Origin of the sequence: Idiomarina piscisalsi, assembly GCF_003987095.1 — a bacterium.
In the GTDB taxonomy this organism is placed as follows: Bacteria; Pseudomonadota; Gammaproteobacteria; order Enterobacterales; family Alteromonadaceae; genus Idiomarina; species Idiomarina piscisalsi.
In genome coordinates this window covers 360599-386254 of sequence record NZ_PIQA01000001.1, presented here as the reverse complement: position 1 = coordinate 386254, position 25656 = coordinate 360599, and the positions used below count along the sequence as shown (strand labels likewise).

Sequence of the window (25656 nt, the reverse complement as noted above, 5' to 3'; positions counted from 1 at the left end):
CGGTTACTCAGGAATTCTGGTATCATGCGCTCATAGATAATAAAGAGACGGTTTTATGAAATTAGATTACAAGGCTTTGCAGCCGGACATTGAAACTTGGTTGGAAAGTTTTCCAGAAAAGTTGAGCGAGAACCCATTAGTTGGTCAATCAAGAGCAACTAAAGCATTTGGTGATGCGCTGCAGCAATACGGCACGTATTCAAATATCTATGCATTGTTTTCACCTGGCATTTTAAAGCGTGATGTACTGAATGCATATTTTAATGAGCACCAATGGGAACACTCCAGTTGGTACGATTGGATTTATATGGCGAATCCAAAAGATGCTCTTCGACCTGTTGCGGTTAATATTCCGTCAGGCTCTGCTGAGTCATTTTTAGAAGCGGTTTGGGCATTCATTAATTTACCCAAGGAGAATCGCGAAGAAGCCTATAAAGAAATAACTCAAACCTATGACACGCACAAACTGCGTGACTTTATGCAACAAATACGAGATGTTGCGCCTGAGGACATTCAAGGCGAACAACTGGCCAGTATTTTAGTCGCACACAAGCACCCTGCTCCTTACTATTATTGTGATCGCGTGACTGAAGAGCGGCTATTTGGACACATTGGCGTGCAGGCTATTGAAGGAACTGTTCGTTCAGAGCTTCATCTCATTGAGCCTGGACTTATTCATAAAGCCAATGGTGGCGTTTTAGCCATTGAAGTCGCAGAACTTTTAGAAGACATTAAGCTTTGGAAGCGCTTGAAAAACGTTATAGAGAGTGGTGAACTGGAATGGTCACCAGCAAAACCAGACTCTGGCACGGCGTTTTTTTACCGTCCCGAGCCGGTTCCGGTGAACTTAAAAGTTGTATTACTGGGCTCTCGTAACGAATACGCTCAGTTGCGTGAGTACGATGAAGACTTTGATCATTTCTTTCCATTTTTAGCCGACTTTCATGGGCATTATGCCACTCAGAATGAGCCTGTCGCCCCCTACTTCAATTACCTTAATTACGTTTGGCAAATTGCTGATGTTTTACCGTTAAGCCACAGCGGTTACGCGGGACTACTAAAGGTTTGCGCGCGATACACTGACTATCAGCAGGAGCTGACGCTAAACTCCGTGCGTTTGTTGCAAGTACTCAGAGAAGCTAACAGTTGTGCTTTAGAGCGTCACCAAACAGAAATTGATAAGCAAGCTATTGATGACGCTTTACAGCAACAGCGTGATCGCGAAGGCAATTTAGCCGAGCTTAGTCGTCGCAGCATACTTGAGCAGCAGGTTCGTATTGATACTCATGGCGAAGCCGTTGGTCAGCTAAACGGCCTTACGGTTGTAACTATGGGCGGTAGCGAGTTTGGCGAACCTTCGCGAATTACCGCGACTATCCATTATGGCGACGGCGATATTATTGATATTGAACGTAAGTCAGACTTGTCCGGAAATATTCATACAAAAGGCGTGATGATTCTCAGCGCCTATTTAGCAAACCAATTTGCAAGGTACGCGCCGCTCTCGGTGTCTGCGACAGTTGTCTTTGAGCAGTCCTATTATGAGGTCGATGGTGACAGTGCATCTTTAGGTGAACTGTGCTGTTTAATGTCTGCGTTAGCTAACATTCCGCTGAAACAATCATTAGCCATAACTGGTGCTGTGGATCAGTTCGGTAACGTGCAATCTATTGGTGCCGTTAACGAAAAGATTGAAGGCTACTACGCATTGTGCAAAGAGCGTGGTTTAAATGGCGAACAAGGCGTCATTATTCCTGTTTCCAATAAGCACCAACTGAACTTGAACGAGGAAGTCATTGACGCGGTAAAACAAGGGAACTTCCACATCTATGCTGTGGCTCACGTTGAGGAAGCATTAGAGATACTCTCTTCCTGCAGGGCGGATAATTTTTTCCAAAAGGTAAAAGAAAATACCTTGGAAGATGATGAATCAGGTCAACCTATTGGCTTTTGGCGTCGACTTTTTTCTTAATTCTTCCCTCATAAACACTTGTCGGATTTGTTTAGCGTACAGCTGTACGCTAAACTGCTGCACAGTTTTTTCAATTACTTAAGGTTTTTATGAATCAGTCGAGCTTTACTCGTGAAGAGCTGCTGGCTTGCAGCCGCGGTGAAATGTTTGGTCCAGGTAACAGCAAGCTACCCGCCCCTGATATGTTAATGATGGATAGAATCGTCGAGATTAGCGAAGATGGCGGCGCTCATGGCAAAGGCTATATTCACGCAGAATTAGATATTAACCCTGATCTTTGGTTTTTCCAGTGTCACTTTATTGGTGACCCAGTCATGCCGGGATGCTTAGGCTTAGACGCAATGTGGCAATTGCTGGGCTTTCACCTGGCATGGTCAGGCGGTCCCGGTCGCGGTCGTGCATTAGGCGTTGGCGAAGTTAAGTTTACTGGACAAATTCTGCCTGAGCATAAGAAAGTCAGTTATTACATTGATATGAAACGCGTTATAAAACGCAAGCTGTTCATGGGCGTTGGCGACGGCCGTGTTGAAGTTGATGGCCGTGAGATTTACACTGCGAAAGACTTAAAAGTCGGATTATTTACTGATACTTCAACGTTTTAATTGCACGACATAAGTCTGCTTAAAACAAAAACGCCGATAGCGACAACTATCGGCGTTTCTCCTTTAAAGGAATGACAAATTAGCGAAACAAGCCGGTATTCCTTGCTTCCATGGCGTCTCTCCAGCCACCTAACCAATGCGACCTAAACTCGTCTTGAGTTTGATAAGGACAGTTATCTTTCGAACGCCCATGTAAGCCGGCTTTAAAGCCTTGAGTGTGAGCTCTTTCAAAGCGATCGCGTTTTTGTCTTTTCATAAATCTATCCTCGCCTGTTGTTCACAGTTGTTCTTTTAAAGAGGCTTTTTATTAATGCCTCTCTACTATTGATAGACTTATTTGGAGAGAGTTCAATTGTAAAAGTGGCAGAGTCTCAGTTGACATTTTTTAACGAATTGAAACTCTGCCACTTTTTTATATAGAACGTTTAGCTATTAATTTTTGATTTACGGCGAAATACAGAAATAAGTGCGCCTAACCCCATAAAGCCGAGCAACGTGCCAAGACCTAAACTTGCACCTTGTCTTTCAACACGGTTTTCTTGTTGGGTACAGTCGTTTAGCTCGCCATCAGCTGCCGAAGGGTCAAGTTTCACCGTAACGACCACGTCGCGTGTTTGAGTTTCCCCTTCGCTGTCAGTGTACTCTTCAGATTTGAGTGCGGTTGCAACAATAACACCACTGTCGTTGATGCTGTTCGCTTCAATAATATTGTAAGGTTCGTCACAGCTTATTGTATCGTTCAAATTAATAAACTCAGCGCCCTCTTCTGTTGAGTCGAACATAAATCCAGCTCTGTCGCGAGTCGCTAAGGTCGCTTCAACTTCTCCAGTCCCGACCACAATACCGTCATCATTAATAGCATTAGCGACTGTAGATGAGCCAGTGAAGAACCCCGGTAAGGTTGTAAGCTGTTCGTTGTCCACACTATAAATGAAGCCGGTAGTTCTCAGCTTAGACGAAATAACTTCGGCAAGGTAACCCGTCGCAACGTTATTATCGTTAATATCATTGACCGAACCCCAACGATATTTTGTGTCTTCTGTTACCGCTAAGGCTTCGCCTTCAACAAAAATAGCCGGCATTTTTATCGCGTCTAAGTCAGGGTGATACGTCCAACTCTGGCCACCTGCTATACCGTTGTTATTCACCGTGTATGCATAGCTCGAAAAGTCGTTTTTATCGTCTTCTTTGCGAGGCATTAAGGTGCCTAGCCGCTGTGGTTCACCAACAACGTTACCACTGGCGTCTAACTGCCATAAGAAGCCGCGAACGTCGTAGATAGAGCGGTTGGCTCTAAAGGAGCCGCTATTGCTTCTTCGGGAATAAAAGCTGAAGCGAAAAGGTTCAATATTACCGGCTGCACTATTTTTTAAGGAGAACCAGGTATTCCATGCGCAAACTTCCACAGGAGCTGTAACTATGGTTTCTTCGTCTTCAGGCGTACAGTCAGCAATTCGCTCTTCAGCTAAAGGGCTGACTGCCACACTCGCATAACCGGCTGCTAAACCTGAGTCGTTAATATCCATTAACGCGGTTTCACCGCCCAAGTACTGAGCTCCGGCTTCATTAGAAGGCTCAATTCGATTCATCTGACCATTGTTAAACCAAACACCACGGGTAATAAAGTCAGAGACAAAATACTCTCGCGTTTGCTCCTCACCGTCGCCATCGGTGTAGGTATACTCAATAAGCTCGTAAGGCGCTGTACTGTAACCCACAGCCGAGTTAGCATTGTTTATGCTGTAGAAAAAGCTGTCTGTACTGTCTGCCCATTGCTCACCTGTTGGTGGTATAGGTTCTACCGGTTGGGGTGTCGTATCAAAATAGAATGCTTGATTAAGCCCTATACGCTGTCTTTGCGTTTCTGAAGAGCTTTCGTTTGCAAGATTACGAATAAAGTTAACAATTTGCTCGTCAGTTAGAGTGTCCGGGTCTTCAATTCCCAAGCGCTCAAAGTCAATTTCTGCGGTTTCTGGTAAGCGCGAAACACCCACCACAAAATTTTGAGCGTTAATATCTCTGGCAAAGCTATGACGGAAGTTGTCCGCTGTCGGCACTTCTTCTACCTGATACAAGTCAGCGGCAGCTGACAGTGACAGCGATGACAAAATAGCGGCAGTAACAGCTCTTGTTGTAAATGTTTTCATTATTAATAACTACTCTATTCTGATAAGTTTTCGAGTTCTTCCCAACGCTCAAGATCCTGCATGAGCTGCTCTTCCAGCTCAGTAATTTCGTTCATCACAGGCTCTGTTTTCTCTAGCGGTTGTTCAAAAAACCCGGCTTCATTGATTGATTCTTGTAATTTTTCCAGTCGCGCTTCTTTTTCAGCAATAACTTGCGGCAAAGCTTCCAGCTCACGCTGTAGTTTGTAGGATAACTTTTTACGCGGCTTGGCTGAACCTTTAACCGATTTTTGTGTATTCGATTCTTGTTTTTCGTTCGAATCAGACTCTTTTGTTGGGGCTTTGGTTCCCTTAGTTTTAGAAGAATCTGCCTTAGCTGTAGGTGCTTTGTTGTTTAGGTAGTGCTCAAGCTCTGTAAAGCCACCCACTATCTCGGTTATGACGCCCCCACCTTCGAAATACAAAACACTGGTTGCGGTATTGTCGACAAATTCACGGTCGTGGCTAACTAAGAGTACCGTACCTTCGTAATTCGCAATGATCTGCTCTAAAAGTTCCAGCGTTTCAATATCTAAGTCGTTGGTAGGCTCATCGAGTACCAAAATATTGCTTGGTTTTAGCAGTATCTTTGCCAGAAGAGCTCGGTTACGTTCACCACCCGACAGCGCACTAACCGGCGTCCGCGCCTGTTTCGGTGTAAATAAGAAGTCCTGTAAATAGCTTAGAATATGTCGTGGACGCCCCTGGAACTCTATATCCTGTTTACCATCCCCCACGTTGTCCATAACAGACTGAGCTGGATCGAGTTGTGCTCTATGTTGATCAAAATAAGCAACTTCCAGGTTTGTTCCTAAACGCACGACGCCAGAGTCCACCGGTTGGTCACCCAAAATAACCTTAATTAAGGTACTCTTTCCACAACCATTGGGGCCAACAAAAGCAACTTTGTCACCACGCATGAGCAACAAATCGAGATCGCTAATGATTTGTTGTTCTCCAAACGCCAGTGACATATTTTCGCCTTCAAAGACTTTCTTACCGGAACGTTGTGACTCGTTAACGGATAAATTCGCCTTGCCCTGGAGTTCACGGCGCTGTTGTCTCTGCTTGCGTAAATCTTGTAACGCCCTTACCCGTCCTTCATTACGCGTACGTCGCGCTTTTATTCCCTGCCGAATCCAGGCTTCTTCTTGTGCAAGTTTTTTGTCAAACTCGGCGTTTTGAGCCGCCTCAACTTCCAGCGCTTCGTTTTTCTTAACCAGGTAATTGTCATAATTACCTGCATAGCTGGTTAATAGACCGCGGTCGAGGTCAATAATTCGAGTGGCAAGACGTCTAATAAATGCGCGGTCGTGACTGATAAACAACACAGCCCCTTTAAACGCGACAATTTGCTCTTCCAGCCAACGAACCATTTCAATATCTAAATGGTTAGTCGGTTCATCCAGCAATAACAGGTCTGGGTCAACAACCAAAGCGCGCGCTAAAGCAACACGTCTTAACCAACCACCAGACAATGAAGCCATGGTGTCGTCAGCAGGTAGCTGCAAACGCGTTAATGTTTGTTCTATGCGAGTGGCCATTTGCCATCCGTTGCAGGCATCAAGAGCGGTCTGAACTCTTTCTAAGTCTTGTAATACCTTTTCGCTATGTGCTGCATCAGCCAGCTGTTCGGAAAGTTCATGATATTCCGATAATAGCTTTCCGGTTTCGGCTAAGCCTTCAGCAACATAATCATAAATTTTTTGCGTAGACTGAGCGGGAGGATCCTGAGGTAAACGTGACACTTTAGTATCACCTATCCACTGCACACTACCCGAATCTAAAGTAACCTCACCGTCAATTGCCTTTAGTAATGTCGACTTACCTGCGCCATTACGCCCTACCAGACAGATGCGCTCACCGGCTTCAACAGTAAAAGCGACGCCATCAAGAATGGCATCTGCGCCAAAGGCTAAATGAGCATCCTGAACTCGCAACAAACTCATTGCTCAATAAACTCCAATAATTGCTTTTCATCAAATGGCCAACGAAGTTCACTGTCATCGTTAGCTTTCACGAATACAGGCACGAGCCAGCCATATTCTTCTTGTAAGTCGTCTTGTTCCGAAATATCGACGACCCCAAGCTCTACTGGATCCTCTAATACCAACTGATGCAGCATTTGCAACGCTTGTGTGCATAGCGGGCAATTGGGCTTAGTTAATAGGTAAACTGCCGACATTAGTGCGCCCGGGAAATAATAAAATAATGGTGTATGCCTTTATGTCGCTTGAAGTCTTCAGGTATAGACGCCTGCGTTTGGTCGTTAACTTCAAAACCGGCTTTTTCCAAGCCTTCGACGTCAATTTTGAACTTCTTGCGGTTATTAGAAAACAAGATGACACCATCGTCGTGCAGCAAGTTTGCCGCAGTTTTTATCAACCCGACGTGATCACGCTGTATATCCAGTGTGCCCGTCATTCGCTTGGAGTTGCTGAACGTTGGTGGATCCAGGAAGATTACATCAAATGCATGCTTCCCTCTTTGCTCCCGCATCCAGCTAAAGCAGTCAGCTTGAATAAAATCATAGTCGCCACGCAAATTGTTAAGTTCGAAGTTGCGTTCACCCCATTTAAGGTAAGTGTTCGACATATCAACCGAAACGACTCGTTTCGCCCCGCTTCTGGCGGCCTGAACCGACGCAGTGCAGGTATACGCAAAAAGGTTTAGAACATCGAGTTCATTACACTTGTCCAAAAGCTCCTTGCGAACTAAGCGGTGATCCATAAACAATCCCGTGTCGAGGTAATCGGTTAAGTTCACCTCGAAGCGAGCCCCATATTCATGAACAGTCAGTATTTTACTCTCTTGAGAACGTTTCTCATACTGCTGACGACCGCTCTGGCGCTGGCGTCGCTTTAATACAATATTGCTTTCATCAAATGGCAGAGCTTCACTTAAAGTTTCCAGCATGAACCACAAACGATCATTTGCGACGCCATCTGGCACTGTTTTAGGAGCGGCATATTCCTGAACAACTAAGTAGTCGCCATAGATATCAATAGCAGCATTGTACTCAGGAATATCAGCGTCATAGACACGCCAACAATCCAGCTCTTCTTTGTCAGCCCACTTGCGAAGTTTTGAATAATTCTTTTTAAGTCTATTTAATAGGTCATTACTTTTACTTTCTGTAAAGTCTGGCTGCTCTTTGGTTAAGTCATAAAGCGCTAAAGTGACTGGGATAGCACCATTTAGTAACGAATATTTCTTATGACTTCTAAGCCGTAAACGCTTCAGCAGTTGCTCGTCACCGGCAAGTATTGATAACTGCCAGTTGTGAAAGTTCTCTTTTAATGTCTGTCCGAAACGCTGGTAAAGCAATAAGGTCTCAACGACCTCACCTAAACGCTCACCGTAAGGCGGGTTTGTAACCAACAAGCCTGATTCAGCAGGGGCTTCCAGGTCTGTTGCGTCACGTTCTTCCCATTCAATAACGTTATTCAATAGTACGCGACTCGCGTTACTGCGGGCTATTGATATCATTCGTCCGCTGCTATCAGAACCTTTAATGGTGCCTTTGAAAGCAGCCTTGCCAATCTTAAAGCGCTCTTCCGCGTCGTCTAACACATTGTGCCAAGCGGCGGTGTCATGTCCTTTCCAGCGCAGGAAGCCCCAGTGTCCGCGGCCAAGGCCGGGGGCGTGATCACAGGCCATCATCGCAGCCTCAATAAGCAAAGTGCCTGAGCCACAGAAAGGATCGAAAATAGCGGGTTGAGGTTTTTCTAGCTCGGTTTTAATACCAGAGCGAATAAGAATTGCTGCCGCTAAGGTTTCGCGCAGCGGCGCCGCCCCCTGCTCTGTGCGATAACCACGTTTGTGCATACCGTCACCGGAGAAGTCTAACGACCACACCAGTTTTCCTTTGTGCAGACGAACCGCAATACGAATATCGGGCTGTTCTTTTTCTATGTTGGGTCTGGCTAAGCCTTTATTTCGGAAGTAGTCGACAATACAGTCTTTTACCAATTGCGCACCAAACTGAGTATGACGAATATCGTCATTACCACCGGAAAAGTCCACGATAAAGGTTTCATTATTACTAAAGACACTTTGCCAGTTAAACTGAGTCAGTGTCAGTTTTATGTCATCCAGGCTGCTGGGTTCGTGCTCACCTAACTGGAGTAACATACGGCTTGCTAAACGAGACCACATAACAATGCGGTAGGCCTGCTCTAAAGAAGCATCGATATAGCAACCGGCAAATGTTTGTTTTAAATAAGGTAATTCATAAGCCTGCAATTCTTCGTGAAGTAGCTCTTCGAGCCCTTTGGCACAGGCGATAAAAAAACGATGCATAAATTTCGACTTGTTCATTCAGTAAACCGCAATTATAACGGAGAGCCACTTGGCTGTCTTTAATAACCCGGGAAATAACCTTAAATGAGCAATTAATAAGCACTTAACTCCAATTTGCCTGAATAGTAAGCGGTTAAGTGAAATAAGGCTTGCGCTATGAGAAGGACAGGTATAGTATTCGCCTCATCGGACGCGGGGTGGAGCAGTCTGGTAGCTCGTCGGGCTCATAACCCGAAGGTCGTAGGTTCAAATCCTGCCCCCGCAACCAATTATCCTTTCTAAAGTAACTTCTTTAAATAATCTTCTGAAATTTACTTCCAAAAAGAATACCTGAAAGCTAACACAAAAACTTTAGGCTAAACGCTGTCCCCAGGACGACTGTGATGACATCGCTAAGTCAATAGTGGCAGGTAGTAACCGATTTAAGGTCACTTTTATTACTTGAAATTGGCGCATGGTCTTAATGGCAGACAACTGCATAGACTCGTCAAGCAAGACACAGGATGCAAACTCATCATCCGCATCTATAATCATAAACAAATCTTGATCGAACCCTGAGTTGAGCTCACATAAACGACGCTCTGCAGGCCATTCTGCTATGTCTGACTTTTGAAAATGCCAGCTTTGTGGCATTTGGGGGCGTCCAAAACGCTTCCATGCCATTGCATGTAATGCAGCATCATCAATAGCACACGGAAGTTTATCGCTTGGGTAGGCTTCAAGAAGTTCGGTCGTTGACTGAAATACTGTCGCATCCTCAATATCTAACTCAGAATGTTCAAAATGGATATTGACTAGCTGGCTTGGTTTATACGCTATTTGGCATAAGTTGTCTTCTGAGAGCTTAACAGAAAGCTCTCCGGACTCTTTGTTGTATAACCATAACCAATGCGGTTGTGTTTCCACGTTTTTGCCCTTTATTCTTCTTAGTATGAGCGAAGTAATTCGAGTGCGACTAGCGATATACGCCTAAAGATACTAGAGTCAAGTTCTTATTACAAGCCGTTAACAATTTCTTTAATAAGTTTGGGACCGTGATAAATAAACCCAGTATAAACCTGAACTAAACTTGCTCCGGCAGCTAATTTCTCTTTAGCCGCAGCGGCGCTATTAATACCCCCTACCCCAATAATCGGCATTTTCCCCTGAAGCTCGTTACTTAAGTGGCGGATAACATCAGTGCTTTTCTCTTGAAGCGGACGCCCGCTAAGGCCGCCGGCTTCTGACGCCTGCGAGTCGGTTAAATGGTCACGAGCAAGTGTTGTGTTAGTTGCGATAACACCGTCAATGTTGGCATTAAGCAGTGACTTCGCCATTACAGTAACTTCATCTGCTGTTAGATCCGGGGCAATTTTCACGACTAAAGGTACGTAGCGACCATGCTTTTTATGCAAGTCAGTCTGAGATGCCTTTAGTTTACTGAGCAAGTCATCTAATGCCGTACCATGCTGCAAATTACGTAAACCCGGCGTATTGGGCGATGAAATATTAATGGTGACGTAATCTGCGTATGGATAGACTTTTTCAAGACAAATAAGGTAGTCGTTAATTGCCTCTTCTTCCGGGGTTACTTTGTTTTTGCCAATGTTAATGCCAAGTACGCCTTTATAAGAAGTAGCTTTAACATTCACCAAAAGCTTATCAACACCCTCATTATTAAAGCCCATTCGGTTAATTATGGCTTCATCATTTACCAAGCGGAATAAGCGAGGTTTATCATTACCCGGTTGAGCAACTGGTGTGATAGTCCCTATTTCGACAAATCCAAAGCCCATTTGACCAAAAGCATCTATGCACTCGCCGTTTTTATCAAGACCTGCCGCTAAACCCACCGGGTTAGGGAAGCGAATACCCATCACCTCGCACGGTTTATCTGGGACACTCTGTTTCCAAAACAGCGACAACGGGGTGTTGTGCCAACGCTTTAAAATACCGAGCGCAAACTCATGTGTGCGCTCGGCGTCTTGGCGAAACAGCCATGAACGAATAATTCCGTACATTAGCTGGATACTTTTGGTGCACAGTTATGACTAAGTAACATCAGCTCGCGTAATGCGACTGAGAACTTAGCAAACTCGTGGCTCTTAGTGGTTTTGAAGTCAGAAAGCATTTGCTGCCAACGGTACAGCAGAGTTTCATTTTTCTCGACCCACTCGCTTATCATCTTCTCTGGATCTTTCGCGTCTGACGTTGCTTTTAATACCACTTGCGTCAGTGAGCGTTGCTGCCAATCCAGCTCTTCGCGGAAAGCGGCACGAGCCAGTGCTTGCCAGTGGTTAGCAACCGGTTGGTTATTAATCTGCGTTAAGAACCAGTGTAAGTTAAGCTCAGCACCTAAACGGAAGTAAAGTGTTCCAACCGTTTTCAGGTTTTGTCCGCTTTCGTTAGCCACTTCAGCTAGGTCCATAGCAGAGAAAATGGTGCTCAAGCTGGCAACATGTTTCGCCAGTTCAGCCGGGAAGCCATGCTCCTTGTATTTCTCAATTGTTTCTTCAATTACCTTCGCTTCGTCTTCAATCATATATTTCAGACAATTTTTGCGAAGATCATCAAATGCCCCCATGTAGAAATCCAGGTGCTCTTGAATACCATTCAACGTTGGGTTTCTGTGGCGCAGGAACCAACGGGTCGCTCGGCGAACCATGCGGCGAAGCTGGAACAATACGTCGTTTTGCACCTCAGCTGGTACTTTATTGTTCAGCGCTTCAATTTTGTCGGTAAGCTCTTCAACTTTAAAGCATTCACGTGCAACAACATAAGCTGAGGCAACTTCTGCAACACTAGCTCCTGTCGCCTCTTGCTTACGGAATACAAAGTTTGGCCCCATGTCATTAACAATGTTGTTGGCCAGCTTAGTTGCAATGATTTGCCCTTTCAACGGGTGCGATGTCATTGCTTCAGCGAAGCGCTCACGCAGTGGTACCGGGAACGAATCAAATAGCTCACGCGCATGGTAAGGATCTTCAGTGATCTCGTCTGTGATCAATTGTTCTTTCAGAACCATTTTTCCATAAGCGGTTAATACTGAAAGCTCTGGACGAGTTAAGCCCTGGTTCGACGCCTGGCGTTCGGCCAGTTCATCATCATCTGGTAAAAACTCCAATTGACGATTCAGCGCACCGTCACGTTCCAGCTGATGAATAAAGCGTTGCAGCTCTTTTACCTGATCGGCGCCGCGAAGCGCAGTGACTGATAACGACTGTGTTTGGCGATTACAGTCATCCAGAACAATCTCAGCGACTTCTTCAGTCATGTCATACAGTAACTTGTCACGCTGCTTCTGTGTTAAGTCACCACTGGTCACCAGACCGTTCAGCAAGATCTTAATGTTGACTTCATTATCCGAGCAGTCGACGCCACCCACGTTATCAACAAAGTCAGTATTAATGCGACCGCCTTTTTGAGCAAACTCGATACGTCCAAGTTGAGTGAACCCGAGGTTACCGCCCTCACCCACAATTTTTGCTTTGAGCTCGCGACCATTCACACGTAGTGCGTCGTTGGCACGGTCGCCGACGTCAGTATCGGTTTCCGCTTTACCTTTGACGTAAGTACCAATACCTCCGTTCCAAATCAGATCGACCTCCATGGTCAAGCAAGCTTTGATCAGCTCGTTCGGTGTCATGGACTTCTTGTTGGTGCCAATCATCTTTTTAATTTCAGGTGTCAGCTCGATGGCTTTCGCGCTCCGCGAGAAAACTCCGCCGCCTTTTGAAATTAACTCTCTGTTGTAATCATCCCAGCTTGAGCGTGGCATTTTGAAAAGGCGGTCTCGCTCTTTCCAGGAGCTGGCTGCATCTGGTTCAGGGTCGATGAAAATGTGCATGTGGTTAAACGCAGCTTGTAAGCGCGTATGCTTAGACAACAACATGCCATTACCAAATACGTCACCGCCCATATCGCCGATAGCAACACAGGTAAAGTCAGTGGTTTGACAGTCAATACCCATTTCACGGAAGTGACGTTTAACAGACTCCCAGGCTCCGCGTGCGGTAATACCCATTTTCTTGTGGTCGTACCCCACTGAGCCACCGGACGCAAACGCATCGCCTAACCAGAAATTATATTCGGCAGAGATACCGTTAGCGATGTCCGAGAACGTTGCGGTGCCTTTATCCGCCGCGACCACTAAATATGGGTCGTCTTCATCGTGACGCACAACGTCTTTCGGCGGAACAATTTCGCCTTCAATAATGTTGTCAGTAATGTCTAATAATGCGCGAATGAAGGTTTTGTAGCACGCCTGACCTTCTGCCATGAAGCCTTCACGATCTTCCGGCAGCGCTTTACAAATAAAGCCACCTTTTGCCCCAACCGGCACAATAACGGTGTTTTTTACTTGCTGTGCTTTGACCAAACCTAAAATTTCAGTGCGGAAGTCTTCTCGTCTGTCAGACCAGCGCAAGCCGCCACGAGCAACTTTGCCGCCACGCAAATGAACACCTTCAACACGTGGTGAGTAAACGAAAATTTCAAACTTCGGCAATGGCAGCGGCATTTCCGGCACCATTTCCGGCAGGAATTTCAATGAGATATAAGGCTTATCGTTGCCGTTTTCATCGGTTTGGAAAAAGTTTGTTCTAAGTGCGGCATCAATGAGCTCAACGTAACGGCGAATAATGCGGTCGTCATCTAAGTTAGCAACGTTATCTAGCTCGGTGTTAATACGTGTATGCAGCGCCTCGAGTTTTTTCTCGACATCCTTAGTGCCCGGTTCAAACTTGGTATAGAACATTTTCACAACCAATTTAGCCAGCAGCGGATACTTACTAAAGGTGCTTTCAATATAGCTTTGGCTGAATGTTGTACCAATTTGGCGCATATATTTAGCAAGCATGCGCAAAATGGTTGCCTGGCGGCCATTCATACCCGCACCCAGTACTAAACGGTTAAAGCCGTCGTCTTCAAGCTGCCCGTCCCATACTTTAGCAAAGGCATTTTGGAAGGTTTCACGACTTTCATCTAAGTCCAGTGAACCCGCAGTGTGAAGCATTTGGAAGTCAAGAACCCAGAAAATATGACCATCGCTGGTTTTAATCTGATACGGACTTTCACCAATAACTCGTAAACCAAAGTTTTCGAGCATCGGCAGCACGTCAGACAAATGAATAGGCTCGTCTTTATGGAATAGTTTCAGATGCAGATGTTTACTGTCGTCTTTCTCTTCTTGCGCACGATACAGGACCATGCCCAACTTGTGGTCATCGTCTAATGACTCAAGTTGCTTAATGTCTGAAATAGCCACCGACGGCAGTACATCTTCTTTGTATGAGCGAGGGAAAGCTGAAGAATAACGCTTGTTGAGACGCGTCGCCTGAGCTTCACCGTATGTTGACTGTAAAATCCTCTCGAAATTATCTTCCCAAGTGCGTGCAGCTTCAATCAAGTTTTGCTCCAAATCTTTCACGTTAATCGTCTGATGACCATCACTCAAGCGGACTGTATAGTGCGTTCTCGCCAATGATGACTCTGAAAAATACGTCGTAAAGTCAACGTCGTATTCCGTTTTGAATGTTCTTGCCAAAATGCTTTGCGTTCGCTCACGCAGTAAGGTGTTATAGCGCTCTTTCGGCACGTAAACCATGCATGACATGAAGCGACCAAAGATATCTCGGCGCAAAAACACACGAGTCATATCACGCTCTTGCATTTGCAGCACACCCAGGCCGACTTCTAATAAGTCATCCTCTTCAGCTTGAACAATTTCGTCACGTGGGTAGGTTTCCAAAATATTCAGTAGCGCTTTTGCGGCATGAGACTGTGGTGCGAAACCAGACATTTCCAAAACACGCTCGATTTTTTCACTAACCAGAGGAATATCCGAGGTGCTGTTATTATAGAAGCTGGCGGAGTAAAGACCGATAAAGCGGTGTTCACCAATAACTTCACCTTTTTCATTGAAGCGCTTAATACCAATATAGTCCGAGTACGCAGGACGGTGAACACGGGATTTAGAATTGGTTTTGGTCAATAGTAACAGGCGATCATTCTGAATGATCTCGCGAGCATCTTCCGGCAATGATGAAACCAAACGACCTTTATCGCTGACCGAATTTTTCATCAAACCAAGGCTCGTCTCTTTAATCTGTTTTAGCTCATAGTCGCCTTTCACCGGGCTGAGCTCATATTCACGATAACCGGTTAATGTAAAGTTGTCGTCTGCCAACCACTTAAGAAACTTCTTAGCCTCGTCTTTATAGGCTTTATCGCCAGGATAAAAATCGTTACCAAGCTCTTTGGCTACTTCTTGCAAGCGCTCACGCATTGGCTTCCAGTCTTGAACAGCCAGGCTAATTTCTTCCATTACCGAGACCAATTCTTTCTTCAGTGTCTTAATCTCTTCTTTACTGGTCTGACGGTCAATTTCTATCAGGAACACGGTATCGACGTAATTATCTTTACTACGCGTACCGGGTTTTTGTAACTCTGTAACTTGGTGCTCTTTGTCCCGCTTGTGACTAATTGGCATGTGCAGCAGTAAGTGCGACGTAATCCCCAGGCGAGATAACGCCATACGCACGGAGTCGACCATAAACGGCATATCACTTTGAATAATTTCAACAATGGTATGTGGAGACTCCCACCCGTCAGTGGGAACATCAGGGTTATAGACCTTAATGAGAGCCTTATCGCCAGGGGTGTATTCGTTAAAGCTGTGCCAAAGTCCTAAAACAGCTCCGTACATATCGCTATCGTGACGATTGGTTAAATCATCGCTCGCAATATTTCGGTATAACCGTTTGGCAAAATCTGCAACTAAATGCGCCTGAGGGGCTGGAACTTTCTTATTTATCAATTCAACGACTTTTTCCAGTAAAACCGGAGATTGACTATCGACCAACGACATAATTACAGAGTCCTTGAGGTTGTTGGTGAAACGTCGCAGGCAAGCCAAATGCAGCCCGCGGCCAATGAATCTATGATTGATGTTATTGTCGGACATTTATCATAGGCTTTCAACGCTATTTCGCATTAAAAACCAGTGTTTAGACCAGATATTTCGGGGATTGAGAAATAACTATGTTATTTAACTGAATGGAAGTCTTTAGATACGACTTAAATCAACAAATTTTTGATTTTCATCGACTTGTAGGCAGAAGCGCCCTCTTATGCCCTGACTGTCAATAAACTTAATGAAGCGGCCCGCGGGAATAGCAACCCGCGTGCCGTTATCAGTGGTTACAACGACCTGTTGAAAGCCCTTGTTATAGTAAACATCACAGTATTCCTGATAGCTCATGGACAGACTAAAGACATACTGGATGATCACGTTACTCGCCTACCTTAAATAATTATTCAGTTAGACAACTTTCTACTTTTTCAAACAAGTCGCTGGCTAAGTTTGGTAAAGACTGAATGCCTTTCAACTCAGCTTTCATTAGCTCTTGACGTTTTCCGTCATAGCGGCGCCAACTGACAAACGCAGACAATAAGCGCGACGCGACCTGAGGGTTAAAGTCATTCAACACTTTAATTTGCTCAGCTACCAGTTGGTACCCCTTACCATCAGCTCTATGGAACTGCGCTTGGTTTTGTGTAAAAGCAGCCAGTAACGAATAAACCCGATTCGGGTTTTTGATGCTGAAATCCGGGTGCGACATAAGCTCAGTCAGCCGCTCAACGGTCGCTTCGTTATTGGCAAGCGCTTGAGTACTGAACCACTTGTCCATCACCAGTTTTTCCCCACGCCATTGCTTATCAAAGGCCTTCAGGAGAGTTTTCGCCAGTGAATGATTTGACCAAACAGCAGCCTGCAATGCCGCAAGCTGATCAGTCAGATTGTCCGCTTGATTAAATTCTTGCTCAAGCAGTTCATCGCTGTTGCTGGTTAAGGCCAGGTAGCTTAAGCAGGTTTTCTTCAATTGTCGCGCCGCAATGTCTTGTGCCGACAACTCATAAGGGTGTTTAGTTACACTCTTATTGTAAACACTAATAAAGTCTTCTTTTAACGCTTCAGCGAGCTTCTGTTTAAGCGCATCGAGGTTTTCGTTAATTCGCTCAACAGGTATCACACTAAAGCTTTCAGCGATGGTTGCAGGCGTGGGTAATGTTAACGCTAAAGCAATTAAAGCCGGATCGCTGTTTCCAAGCAGTAAATTTCGGCAAGACGTAACCGTTTGTTCGTCTAGCTCTACAGTTGTATCATTTGATATAGCCTGCTCAACCTTACGTGAAAACAAGGTTTGTGCAGCGTCCCAGCGACTAAATTCATCTTGGCTGTGAGCCATTAGAACACGTAATTCATCATCACTGATGTCGCGCTTCACTTTCACCGGTGCTGAAAAGTTCTCAAACAGCGATAAAACAGGTTGTTCGGCAACATTTTCGAAGCTTAGCGTTAGTTCTTTATCTTTCAGATGAATCAGCTGTTCATCAGACAACTGCAATGGCTGCCCTTTTAAGGAGTACGCTGACCATTTCACCGGAATATGGAATGGGGCCTTCTCACTTTGTCCGGGCGTTGCAGGCGTTTCCTGGCGCAGGGTAATAGCCAATTTTTGTTGCTGAGCATCATAATCTTGCTCAACAGAAACTGTTGGCGTACCCGCTTGTGAATACCAATTTCGGAACTGTTTAAAGTCTGCTCCGTTGGCATCTTCCATCGCCGCAACAAAATCTTCGCAGGTAACGGCTTGGCCGTCGAAGCGCTCAAAATATAGCGCCATGCCTTTTTGGAAGCCCTCTTCGCCTAACAAGGTATGAATCATGCGAATGACTTCTGCACCTTTGTTATATACCGTAACGGTATAAAAGTTGTTCATTTGAACCACTTTATCCGGACGTATGGGGTGCGCCATCGGGCTAGCATCTTCAGCAAACTGATGGCTTCTAATAACTTTGACGTCGTTAATGCGGTTTACTGCTCTAGAGCCTAAGTCAGAGCTAAACTCCTGATCTCGAAAAACAGTTAAGCCTTCTTTCAGCGACAACTGGAACCAGTCACGGCAAGTCACTCGGTTACCCGTCCAGTTATGAAAGTACTCATGACCGATAACCGACTCGATGTTGAGAAAGTCCTGGTCAGTCGCAGTTTCTGGATTCGCCAATACGTATTTGGCATTAAAGACATTTAAGCCTTTATTCTCCATAGCCCCCATATTGAAGAAGTCGACGGCAACGACCATATAAATATCGAGGTCATAAACCAAATTAAAACGCTCTTCGTCCCATTTCATCGCGTTTTTGAGCGACTCCATGGCGTGTGGGGCTCGATGAAGGTTGCCTTTATCGACAAACAGTTGAAGCTCAACGTTTCTGCCATCTTTGGTTGTGAAAGTATCTTCCAGTAAGTCGAAGTTACCAGCAACTAAGGCAAACAAATAACTGGGTTTCGGATGAGGGTCTTCCCAAACTGCCAGGTGTTTACCTCCCTCTATCTCACGATATTCAACGCGATTACCGTTTGATAGCAAGTATGGATAGCCTTCTTTATCGGCAATAACCGTTGTGCGGTATTTTGCCAGAACGTCGGGGCGATCCATGAAGTAACTAATGCGACGGAACCCTTCAGCCTCACATTGCGTACAGTAAGTTCCTTCGGCTAAATACAAACCTTCAAGCGCCTCATTGGCGCTTGGATTAACCGTATTCTCAATGGTGAGTTCAAAGCTATCGAGTGCTGTTTCGAGTACCAACTGGTTATTTTCAACCTTCCACTTTTCGGCTGGAATAACCTCATTATTCACTTTGACGCTATTTAGCGTTATGTCTTCGCCATCAAGCACCAACGGCTTACTGTGACTCCCTTGGCGCTCAACCTTCATAACATTAGTGACCCGTGTATTCTCAGGGTGTAACTCAAAGGTTAAGTCAACCGTTGAAATAGTGAACTCGGGTTGTTGATAATCTTTTCTATACTTCGCTTTCGGTAACTGTGTCATAACTTCCTTTCGTTACTGATTAAGCCGTTGCTTCTTTTTGCTCTGGCTTTTTATAAAGAATAGTCCAGCCTGTGTAGGCAAATACGATAGCAATTAACGGTGTTAAGTAGTTGAAGAACGCAAAGATACCATACTCAAATGGGCTTACCGCAAGCACCGAGAACATATAAGCACCGCACGTATTCCATGGAATTAATGCTGAGGTAATAGTACCACTGTCTTCTAACGTACGAGACAGCACACGAGGATCAAGGTTACGGCGCTCATATTCCTCGCGGAACATACGTCCGGGCAGAACGATAGCCATATATTGGTCTGCAGTTAAAACGTTGGCACCAAAACAGGTAAATAAAGTACCGGTAATGAGTGAACCAACAGACTTACTGGCTTTTAACATACCCCGAATAAAACGCTCAAGTAGGCCTATTTTTTCCATAATGGCGCCAAATGTCATGGCGCTCAGAATAAGCCAAACGGTGTTGAGCATGGAAACCATACCACCACCACTTAACAGAGAGTCTAAGTTAGCGCTGCCGGTGCTGACGGTCGTTCCATCCGATAATGCCAGCCAAACAACTTTTAACGATGCAACCCAACCTTCTTCACCGGCAATTTGCGTGACCATTTCCGGCTGGAAAATAAGCGCCCAGACACCGCCTAATAACGCCCCAAAGAACACTGTAGGTAACGCCGGTTTACGTGTTGCCGCTAAGTATAAAAGTACAGCAAGTGGTACCAGCATTTCCCAACCAATGTTAAAGGTTCCGTGAAGCTGTGTTTGCATTTGCTCCAAACGCTGTAAGCTCACATTGGTGTCTGCGTTTAATCCCAGAATTAAAAAAATGATGACTGATATAATAAACGCTGGGCCGGCCGTGTAACCCATGTAACGGATATGCGCGAACAGCTCTGTACCCGCAACCGCAGGAGCAAGGTTCGTGGTATCGGAAAGCGGCGACATTTTGTCACCAAAATACGCACCAGAAACGATAGCACCAGCCGCGATAGCAGGCTCAAGCCCCATGCCTGAAGCTACCCCCATAAGCGCCACACCTATGGTCGCCGCGGTTGTCCAGGAGCTACCAATTGAAAGAGCGACTATACCGCAAATAATACAGCTCGCAGCGTAAAACAAACCTGGGTTTAATAGCTCTAAACCAAAGTAAATAAGCGTTGGTACGGTGCCGGACAGCAGCCAGGTTCCAATTAATGAGCCTACTGCGAGTATTATCAGCATAGCGCCAAGGGCGACAGAGATTCCCTCAGTAATACCCTCTTCTATTTGTGACCAGCTAAAACCATTACGAAAACCAATAATAACGGCTATGCCTGAGGCGACTAATAGCGCAATTTGATTTGGTCCGTAAGACGAGTCTTCTCCGAATAGATAAACGGATGAAGCCAGCATGACAATTAGCGCCATTAATGGAACAAGCGCCTGAAGCAAACTTGGTTGTTTGTTTGTATGACTCATTAATTTTTAACCTAAAGTTTTATAAAACCAATTAGCTGTAAGAAAATAATAATAATGGCTACAGGCGCTATGTATTTAACGCACAACAACCAGATGTCAAAAACGGGTTTATGGCTGTCCAGCTCATTTTCACTGTGCTCTCTTTTCATCACCCAGCCAGCCAAAATTGCGAGCAATAAACCGCCTAATGGTAAAAGAATACTCGACGTCAGAAGGTCAATAATATCAAAAATTGAGTTAATCGGTTTACCTAACCACTCGCCGCTAAGCTGCGCCCATTCACTACCGGCAAATGAATGAATGGTGAGTTGTCCCAGCAACCACAAAACGAGGCCTGAAACTAATGTAGCCGGCCAGCGGCTTAAGGAGAACTTCTCTGCCACAAAAGCGACCGACGACTCTATCATAGCAATGGCTGATGTGAATGCGGCTATGACCAGCATGATAAAAAAGATAGTGCCAAGTAACGTACCCGCAGGCATTTCTGCAAATGCCAGAGGTAATGTAGTGAAGATAAGGCCTGGTCCTTCGCTTGGCGTAAGACCGAAACCGAAAACCAGAGGAAATATGGCCAAACCGGCAAGTAGCGCAACGATGGTATCAATTACAGCTATCCACAAACTGGTTTGAACAATTGATGTTTCCCGAGGCAAGTAAGCGCCGTACATAATCACTACGCCGGACGCCAAGCCTAATGTAAAGAATGAGTGACCCAGAGCAATCATTACGCCGTTTACCGACAGCTTGCTAAAGTCTGGCTCAAACATGAAGGTGATTGCCGCTGAAAAGTCACCAATATTACCAACGTAAATAGCGATACCAACCAATAATAGGATCATCGCTGGCAATAGCAGCCTGACTGAGCGCTCCAGGCCGTTTTTCACACCATTACCGACGACTAAAACCGTCGCCACAATAATAAGGCTATGCCATAGCATTAGCTCGCCTGGCGATGAGAGCAGCCCGGTGAAAACGTTACCCACTTGTTCTGCCGATGCGCCTTCAAACAGCCCTTGTCCTGCTTTGAAAACGTAGGCTAATGCCCAGCCGGCAATAACCGCGTAAAAACTTAAAACTAAATACCCTGTTAGCATACCCAGCCAACCAGCGCTTTGCCAAAACGAACTTTTCCCTGACTCCAGGGCGACAGACTTTGCTGCATATCCAGGTGAATGACGGCCCCGACGACCAATAATGACCTCGGCTATCATGATAGGAATGCCAATGCCAAGAATACACAGCAAATAAATAAGAACGAACGCGCCACCGCCATTTTCCCCCATGACATAAGGGAATTTCCAAATGTTGCCCAGTCCAACGGCTGCTGCGGAGGATGCCAAAATGAAACTTAACCGGCTGGACCAGCGGCTTGAGATTGTTTGATTGTTTGTCATCGTATTTTAGTTATTGTTATTATTTTATTGAGTTATATCACAACCGCTTCTGTTGTTGTCAGTTGTATTAAAAAAATACCGCCAGTTAAGGCGGTATTTCAGTGAAACAATGTCCATTAGTTATTCGCGGCAAGTTCCTCGCCGTTAATGAAGTCCATCGCTACAAGCAATGCCTGATCAAGGTAAGGGTCAACCTCAGTTACTTCCTCAGGAGCGTCTTCGATATCTTCAACTGGCTCCATTCCCGCTCGTTTTAATCGAGCATTGACTCGTTCAAGCTGGCGAGCTTTTTGCTCATCTTCTTTTTTCTTACGCTCTTCCGAATTAAGACTGACCCAGGTTTTATCTTTTTCCAAGCGGTACCGCTCAATATCTTCAAAGATGAACTCAAATTCCGGCGCTTTTTCAATGCGTTTATTTAAACGTGTTTGCAGCACTTCAATTTCTGAGTCATCAACTCGATTGACAGGCTTAAAGTCTGCTTTTTTGATTTTGTCCCACGGTAGCGCATTATCTTCTTTGCTTTCGCCCCATTCTGATGGCTCAACAAAGGAAGGGAATACGATGTCAGGCTGAACACCTTTCAGCTGCGTACTGCCACCGTCAATACGATAAAACTTAGCAATGGTATACTGCACGCTACCCAGAGGCTCATCAAAAAAGTCGAAACGACGCGCTAACCCACGGTGCTGCTGAACAGTGCCTTTACCAAAGGTATTTTCACCCAGAATAAGCGCGCGCTCGTAATCTTGCATTGCCGCTGCGAATATTTCGGAAGCTGACGCGCTGTAACGGTCAACCATGACAAACAGAGGTCCGGAGTAAAATACTTTACCGTCTTTATCTTCACTCACATCAACACGACCACGACCGTCACTTACCTGTACGACAGGGCCTTTATCGATAAACAAACCGGTTAACCCAATAGCTTCTGTCAGGGCACCACCGCCGTTACCACGTAAATCGATGATAAGACCTTCCACATTTTCAGACTGAAGGTCTTTAATCAGCTTTTGAACGTCAGCCGTCAGGTTGTTATAGAAACCGGGTATTTCAATAACGCCCATTTTCTGGCCTTCATAAACGCCTTCTTCAATGGTTTTCACTTCTGCTTTAGCGGCTCTGTCCTCTAGTTTAACTTTGTCACGAGTAACCTTGACAACACTTGGCGTGCCGCCTGCCCCTTGGCTGGACTTAAGTACCTGAAGGCGCACAGTGGTGCCTTTCGGCCCTTTTATTAGCTCAACAACGTCGTCCAGACGCATGCCAATAATGTCAACAAACTCTTCTTTATCTTCGCCCTCGCCCTGACCAACAGCGATAATTTTATCTTCGGGCGATAATTTGCCTGTTTTATCAGCAGGACCACCTGGAACCAGACTGCGGATAACTGTGTAGTCGTACTCTGACTGCAAAACAGCACCGATACCTTCAAGCTCTAAATTCATGTTCTGTTTAAAGCGCTCAGAATTCGAGGGCGATAAGTAGCTGGTGTGCGGCTCCACAGAGCGAGCAAAAGCATTCATTAGCGTCTGAAATACATCTTCACTCTTAGACTTCGTTAAACGGTTAAGTGCACTATTGTACCGCTTACCCAGGGTTTCAACGATTTCAGGCCACTCTTTACCGGCAAGCTTTAAATTAAGCGCATCATATTTAACGCGGCTTTGCCAAAGTTCATTGAGCTCTTCTTCCGTTTTAGCCCACTCAGCATCTTCGCGATCGTAATAATACTTATCGCCTTGTTCCGAGAAGTCCATTGGCTTTTCGTCGTCAAGCAAAGACAACGCATAGGTATAGCGTTCAAAACGGCGTTCTAAACTGTTTTGATAAATATCATAAGCAACGTCGAGCTCACCGCTTTTAAGCATGTCATCAAACAAGTGCTTATATTCAGCCGCACTTTCAACATCTTCTTTCAGCAAAAACATTTTGCTGTAATCGATCATCTCGAAGTAGCGGTCGTAGATTTGTTCAGACAGCTCGTTATCCAGCGTCATTCCGCTGAAATGATAACGCGTGAAATAGGAGGTTATACGCTCACTGGCTGTATCGTGCTGAGATTCCTGCTCTAATTCGGGTAACTCATCGACACTGTGTTTGGGGGGGATAGCGTAAGCTGCAGGTACTGCAACAGCTAACGCCAATAAATAACTTTTTACAGCCAAGTGTTTCATTCAATGCTCCTAAGCGCGCAAAAATATCTTATCAGCTTTCACTTTCATGCTGAGACCATTGGCCAGCTGAACTTGAACATCACCCTTGTCCAGTTCAGTAATGGTTCCCGTCATGGGTTGGTTTCCAGCTTTTACCTGTACCTGTTGACCTACAGAAAGCTTGCTAAGTTCCGCTTCTTCCAGTTTAAGCTCCGGTTTTGGCTTTTTCTTAGCGGTTTTAGGCTTGCTAGATTTGCTCGCCTCAGACTTTTTCTTTTTCGCCGGCGCTTTAGGCTTTGCAGCGTTTTTTTCTTTCGCTTTTTGTGCCGCTTTCGCTTTAGATTCCTTTAGTGATTCCTGAGCATGTTCCTGGTGCTCTTCTGTTACCTTGTCTGCTTCTTTGCCGTCAAGGTCCACACGAGCTTCTCCGGCTTTAATACTGTATAGGTAACGCCAGCTGTTTGTGTAGTGACGAAGTGCTGTTCTTAAGCGTGTCTTGCTAACTTTGTCATCATCTTCTAAACGCTTTGCCAAATCTTCAAAAATACCTATTTTTAGTGGCTTGGCATCACCTTTTAACGAAAAGCAGTTAGGAAACTGTTCTGCTAGATAGGCAATAACGTCTTTGCTTTTCGTTAGTTTTTCCGGTTCACTCATTCTGTTCTTCTTCCTGTTCTCGAACGTCGTCCATTAGGTTTTGAACGTATTCGTCCATTTCGTCAAATGATAGTTCTAAAAGAGCCGGTTCTTCTATCCAGTCATACAGGGTACGACGAACCATTTCTTCCAATTGCTCTGTGTTATCGTCATCTGTGCGCAACGCATTAATATGATGCAGCATTTCATTAATTTGGTCCGCAGCTTCTTCGGCATCATCGTCGAAGAATATAGCGTTCTCGCGCGTGACTAAATAACTATGAATATCGAATTCCGCAAACATCAGTGTTATTTCGGCCAGTTTAGCGTGCTACAGAAATCGGCTATTTTTTGAAAACCTTCAGCATCTTCATTGTCAAAACGGCCAATAGATGGGCTATCAATATCGAGAACAGCCACGGTTATGCCATTCACGACAATAGGTGCCACAATTTCACTATTAGATGCTGAGTCACAGGCAATATGACCTTCAAACTCATGCACGTTTTTAATGCATTGCGTTTCTTGAGACTGCGCACCAACACCACACACACCTTTTCCAAACGGGATTCTTACGCACGCCACTTTGCCCTGGAATGGTCCTAAAACAAGCTCATTACCGGAGTCGGTTAGGTAAAACCCAAGCCAGTTTATGTCATCGACAGTGTCGTACAACAAGGCAGAAATGTTGGCTAGATTAGCTATTAGGTTAGGCTCCCCCTCTGTAATAGCTTGGGACTGGCGTAAAAGGTCGGAATACAACTGAGCTTTCATAGTAGTTTCAACTTAGTTATTGAGCTTGAAACGGGCTATTGAACCCGTGTCATTGTCGGAGCGGAACTGATCTTTTAATTCCCGCTTAGACTTAGAAATAATATTGCCGTCCGGGCCTACCGTATAAGCTTCGTCGGAATTACCAAACCGGGCTTGATATGCCATAACCAGCTGCAGTGAGTTTTCTCGCTGCTCATCTGTCAGTTTGTTACCGTCAGGCCATTTGCCTGTTTCAACTGACTGAGCCAGACGCTCATACACCTCTGGTGTCATACTATTTATTAAGTCGTCGAACTGCAT

At 45.2% G+C, this 25656-nt stretch carries 19 protein-coding genes and 1 tRNA gene; 3 read left to right on the top strand and 17 right to left on the bottom strand.

What is annotated here, in order from left to right:
* The first annotated feature begins 55 nt into the window (after positions 1-55).
* Entirely contained in the window at positions 56-1972 is a 1917-nt protein-coding gene (locus CWI73_RS01950) for an AAA family ATPase (protein WP_126751305.1), read from the top strand.
* Positions 1973-2061: 89 nt separating this feature from the next.
* Complete coding sequence (gene fabA, locus CWI73_RS01945) at positions 2062-2574, top strand: 3-hydroxyacyl-[acyl-carrier-protein] dehydratase FabA (protein ID WP_053953643.1); 513 nt, start codon at positions 2062-2064, stop codon at positions 2572-2574.
* A 79-nt stretch (positions 2575-2653) separates the two neighbouring features.
* Here the strand turns inward: fabA and rmf are convergent, their stop codons facing one another.
* The 5 genes from rmf to rlmKL all read right to left on the bottom strand — a co-directional run bounded on the left by rmf (position 2654) and on the right by rlmKL (position 9041).
* Entirely contained in the window at positions 2654-2830 is a 177-nt protein-coding gene (rmf, locus tag CWI73_RS01940; RefSeq protein WP_053953642.1) for a ribosome modulation factor, read from the bottom strand.
* A 169-nt stretch (positions 2831-2999) separates the two neighbouring features.
* The gene (locus tag CWI73_RS01935) at positions 3000-4721 is read right to left on the bottom strand and encodes a DUF3466 family protein (protein WP_126751304.1); all 1722 of its coding nucleotides are present in this window, start codon (positions 4719-4721) and stop codon (positions 3000-3002) included.
* A 14-nt stretch (positions 4722-4735) separates the two neighbouring features.
* Complete coding sequence (uup, locus tag CWI73_RS01930; protein WP_126751303.1) at positions 4736-6688, bottom strand: ATP-binding cassette ATPase Uup; 1953 nt, start codon at positions 6686-6688, stop codon at positions 4736-4738.
* The gene (locus CWI73_RS01925) at positions 6685-6924 is read right to left on the bottom strand and encodes a glutaredoxin family protein (RefSeq protein WP_126751302.1); all 240 of its coding nucleotides are present in this window, start codon (positions 6922-6924) and stop codon (positions 6685-6687) included. The genes uup and CWI73_RS01925 overlap by 4 nt, the downstream gene beginning before the upstream one ends.
* Positions 6924-9041 (bottom strand): bifunctional 23S rRNA (guanine(2069)-N(7))-methyltransferase RlmK/23S rRNA (guanine(2445)-N(2))-methyltransferase RlmL, encoded by a 2118-nt coding sequence (rlmKL, locus tag CWI73_RS01920; protein WP_126751776.1) that lies wholly within the window; start codon positions 9039-9041, stop codon positions 6924-6926. The genes CWI73_RS01925 and rlmKL overlap by 1 nt, the downstream gene beginning before the upstream one ends.
* A gap of 191 nt (positions 9042-9232) precedes the next feature.
* Here rlmKL and CWI73_RS01915 point away from each other — a divergent pair.
* Positions 9233-9309: transfer RNA gene (locus CWI73_RS01915), tRNA-Met, on the top strand.
* Positions 9310-9392: 83 nt separating this feature from the next.
* On the opposite strand, the gene CWI73_RS01910 is transcribed toward CWI73_RS01915, so the two are convergent.
* The 12 genes from CWI73_RS01910 to CWI73_RS01855 form a co-directional block, all read right to left on the bottom strand.
* Entirely contained in the window at positions 9393-9947 is a 555-nt protein-coding gene (locus CWI73_RS01910; protein ID WP_126751301.1) for a cell division protein ZapC domain-containing protein, read from the bottom strand.
* Positions 9948-10036: 89 nt separating this feature from the next.
* The gene (gene pyrD / locus CWI73_RS01905) at positions 10037-11041 is read right to left on the bottom strand and encodes a quinone-dependent dihydroorotate dehydrogenase (RefSeq protein WP_126751300.1); all 1005 of its coding nucleotides are present in this window, start codon (positions 11039-11041) and stop codon (positions 10037-10039) included.
* On the bottom strand, positions 11041-15888 hold the full coding sequence (locus CWI73_RS01900) for an NAD-glutamate dehydrogenase (RefSeq protein WP_126751299.1): 4848 nt from the start codon (positions 15886-15888) through the stop codon (positions 11041-11043). Before CWI73_RS01900 ends, pyrD begins: the two co-directional genes overlap by 1 nt.
* 198 nt (positions 15889-16086) lie before the next feature.
* A complete protein-coding gene (locus tag CWI73_RS01895; RefSeq protein ID WP_126751298.1) occupies positions 16087-16311 on the bottom strand; it encodes a DUF2835 family protein in 225 nt (74 codons plus the stop codon).
* Positions 16312-16333: 22 nt separating this feature from the next.
* Positions 16334-18922 (bottom strand): aminopeptidase N, encoded by a 2589-nt coding sequence (gene pepN, locus CWI73_RS01890; RefSeq protein WP_126751297.1) that lies wholly within the window; start codon positions 18920-18922, stop codon positions 16334-16336.
* A gap of 19 nt (positions 18923-18941) precedes the next feature.
* Positions 18942-20396 carry a Na+/H+ antiporter NhaC gene (gene nhaC / locus CWI73_RS01885; protein ID WP_126751296.1) on the bottom strand — a complete coding sequence of 485 codons (1455 nt, stop codon included), beginning with the start codon at positions 20394-20396 and terminating at the stop codon, positions 18942-18944.
* 11 nt (positions 20397-20407) lie between these two features.
* Entirely contained in the window at positions 20408-21790 is a 1383-nt protein-coding gene (locus CWI73_RS01880; protein ID WP_126751295.1) for a sodium-dependent transporter, read from the bottom strand.
* Between the two features lie 116 nt (positions 21791-21906).
* Positions 21907-23967 (bottom strand): carboxy terminal-processing peptidase, encoded by a 2061-nt coding sequence (prc, locus tag CWI73_RS01875; RefSeq protein ID WP_126751294.1) that lies wholly within the window; start codon positions 23965-23967, stop codon positions 21907-21909.
* Positions 23968-23976: 9 nt separating this feature from the next.
* Positions 23977-24603: an RNA chaperone ProQ gene (gene proQ, locus CWI73_RS01870; RefSeq protein ID WP_126751293.1), complete on the bottom strand. Its 627-nt coding sequence runs from the start codon at positions 24601-24603 to the stop codon at positions 23977-23979.
* Positions 24596-24886: a hypothetical protein gene (locus CWI73_RS01865; RefSeq protein ID WP_126751292.1), complete on the bottom strand. Its 291-nt coding sequence runs from the start codon at positions 24884-24886 to the stop codon at positions 24596-24598. The genes proQ and CWI73_RS01865 overlap by 8 nt, the downstream gene beginning before the upstream one ends.
* Before the next feature lie 5 nt (positions 24887-24891).
* Positions 24892-25356: a GAF domain-containing protein gene (locus CWI73_RS01860; protein ID WP_126751291.1), complete on the bottom strand. Its 465-nt coding sequence runs from the start codon at positions 25354-25356 to the stop codon at positions 24892-24894.
* Between the two features lie 12 nt (positions 25357-25368).
* Complete coding sequence (locus CWI73_RS01855; RefSeq protein ID WP_126751290.1) at positions 25369-25656, bottom strand: YeaC family protein; 288 nt, start codon at positions 25654-25656, stop codon at positions 25369-25371.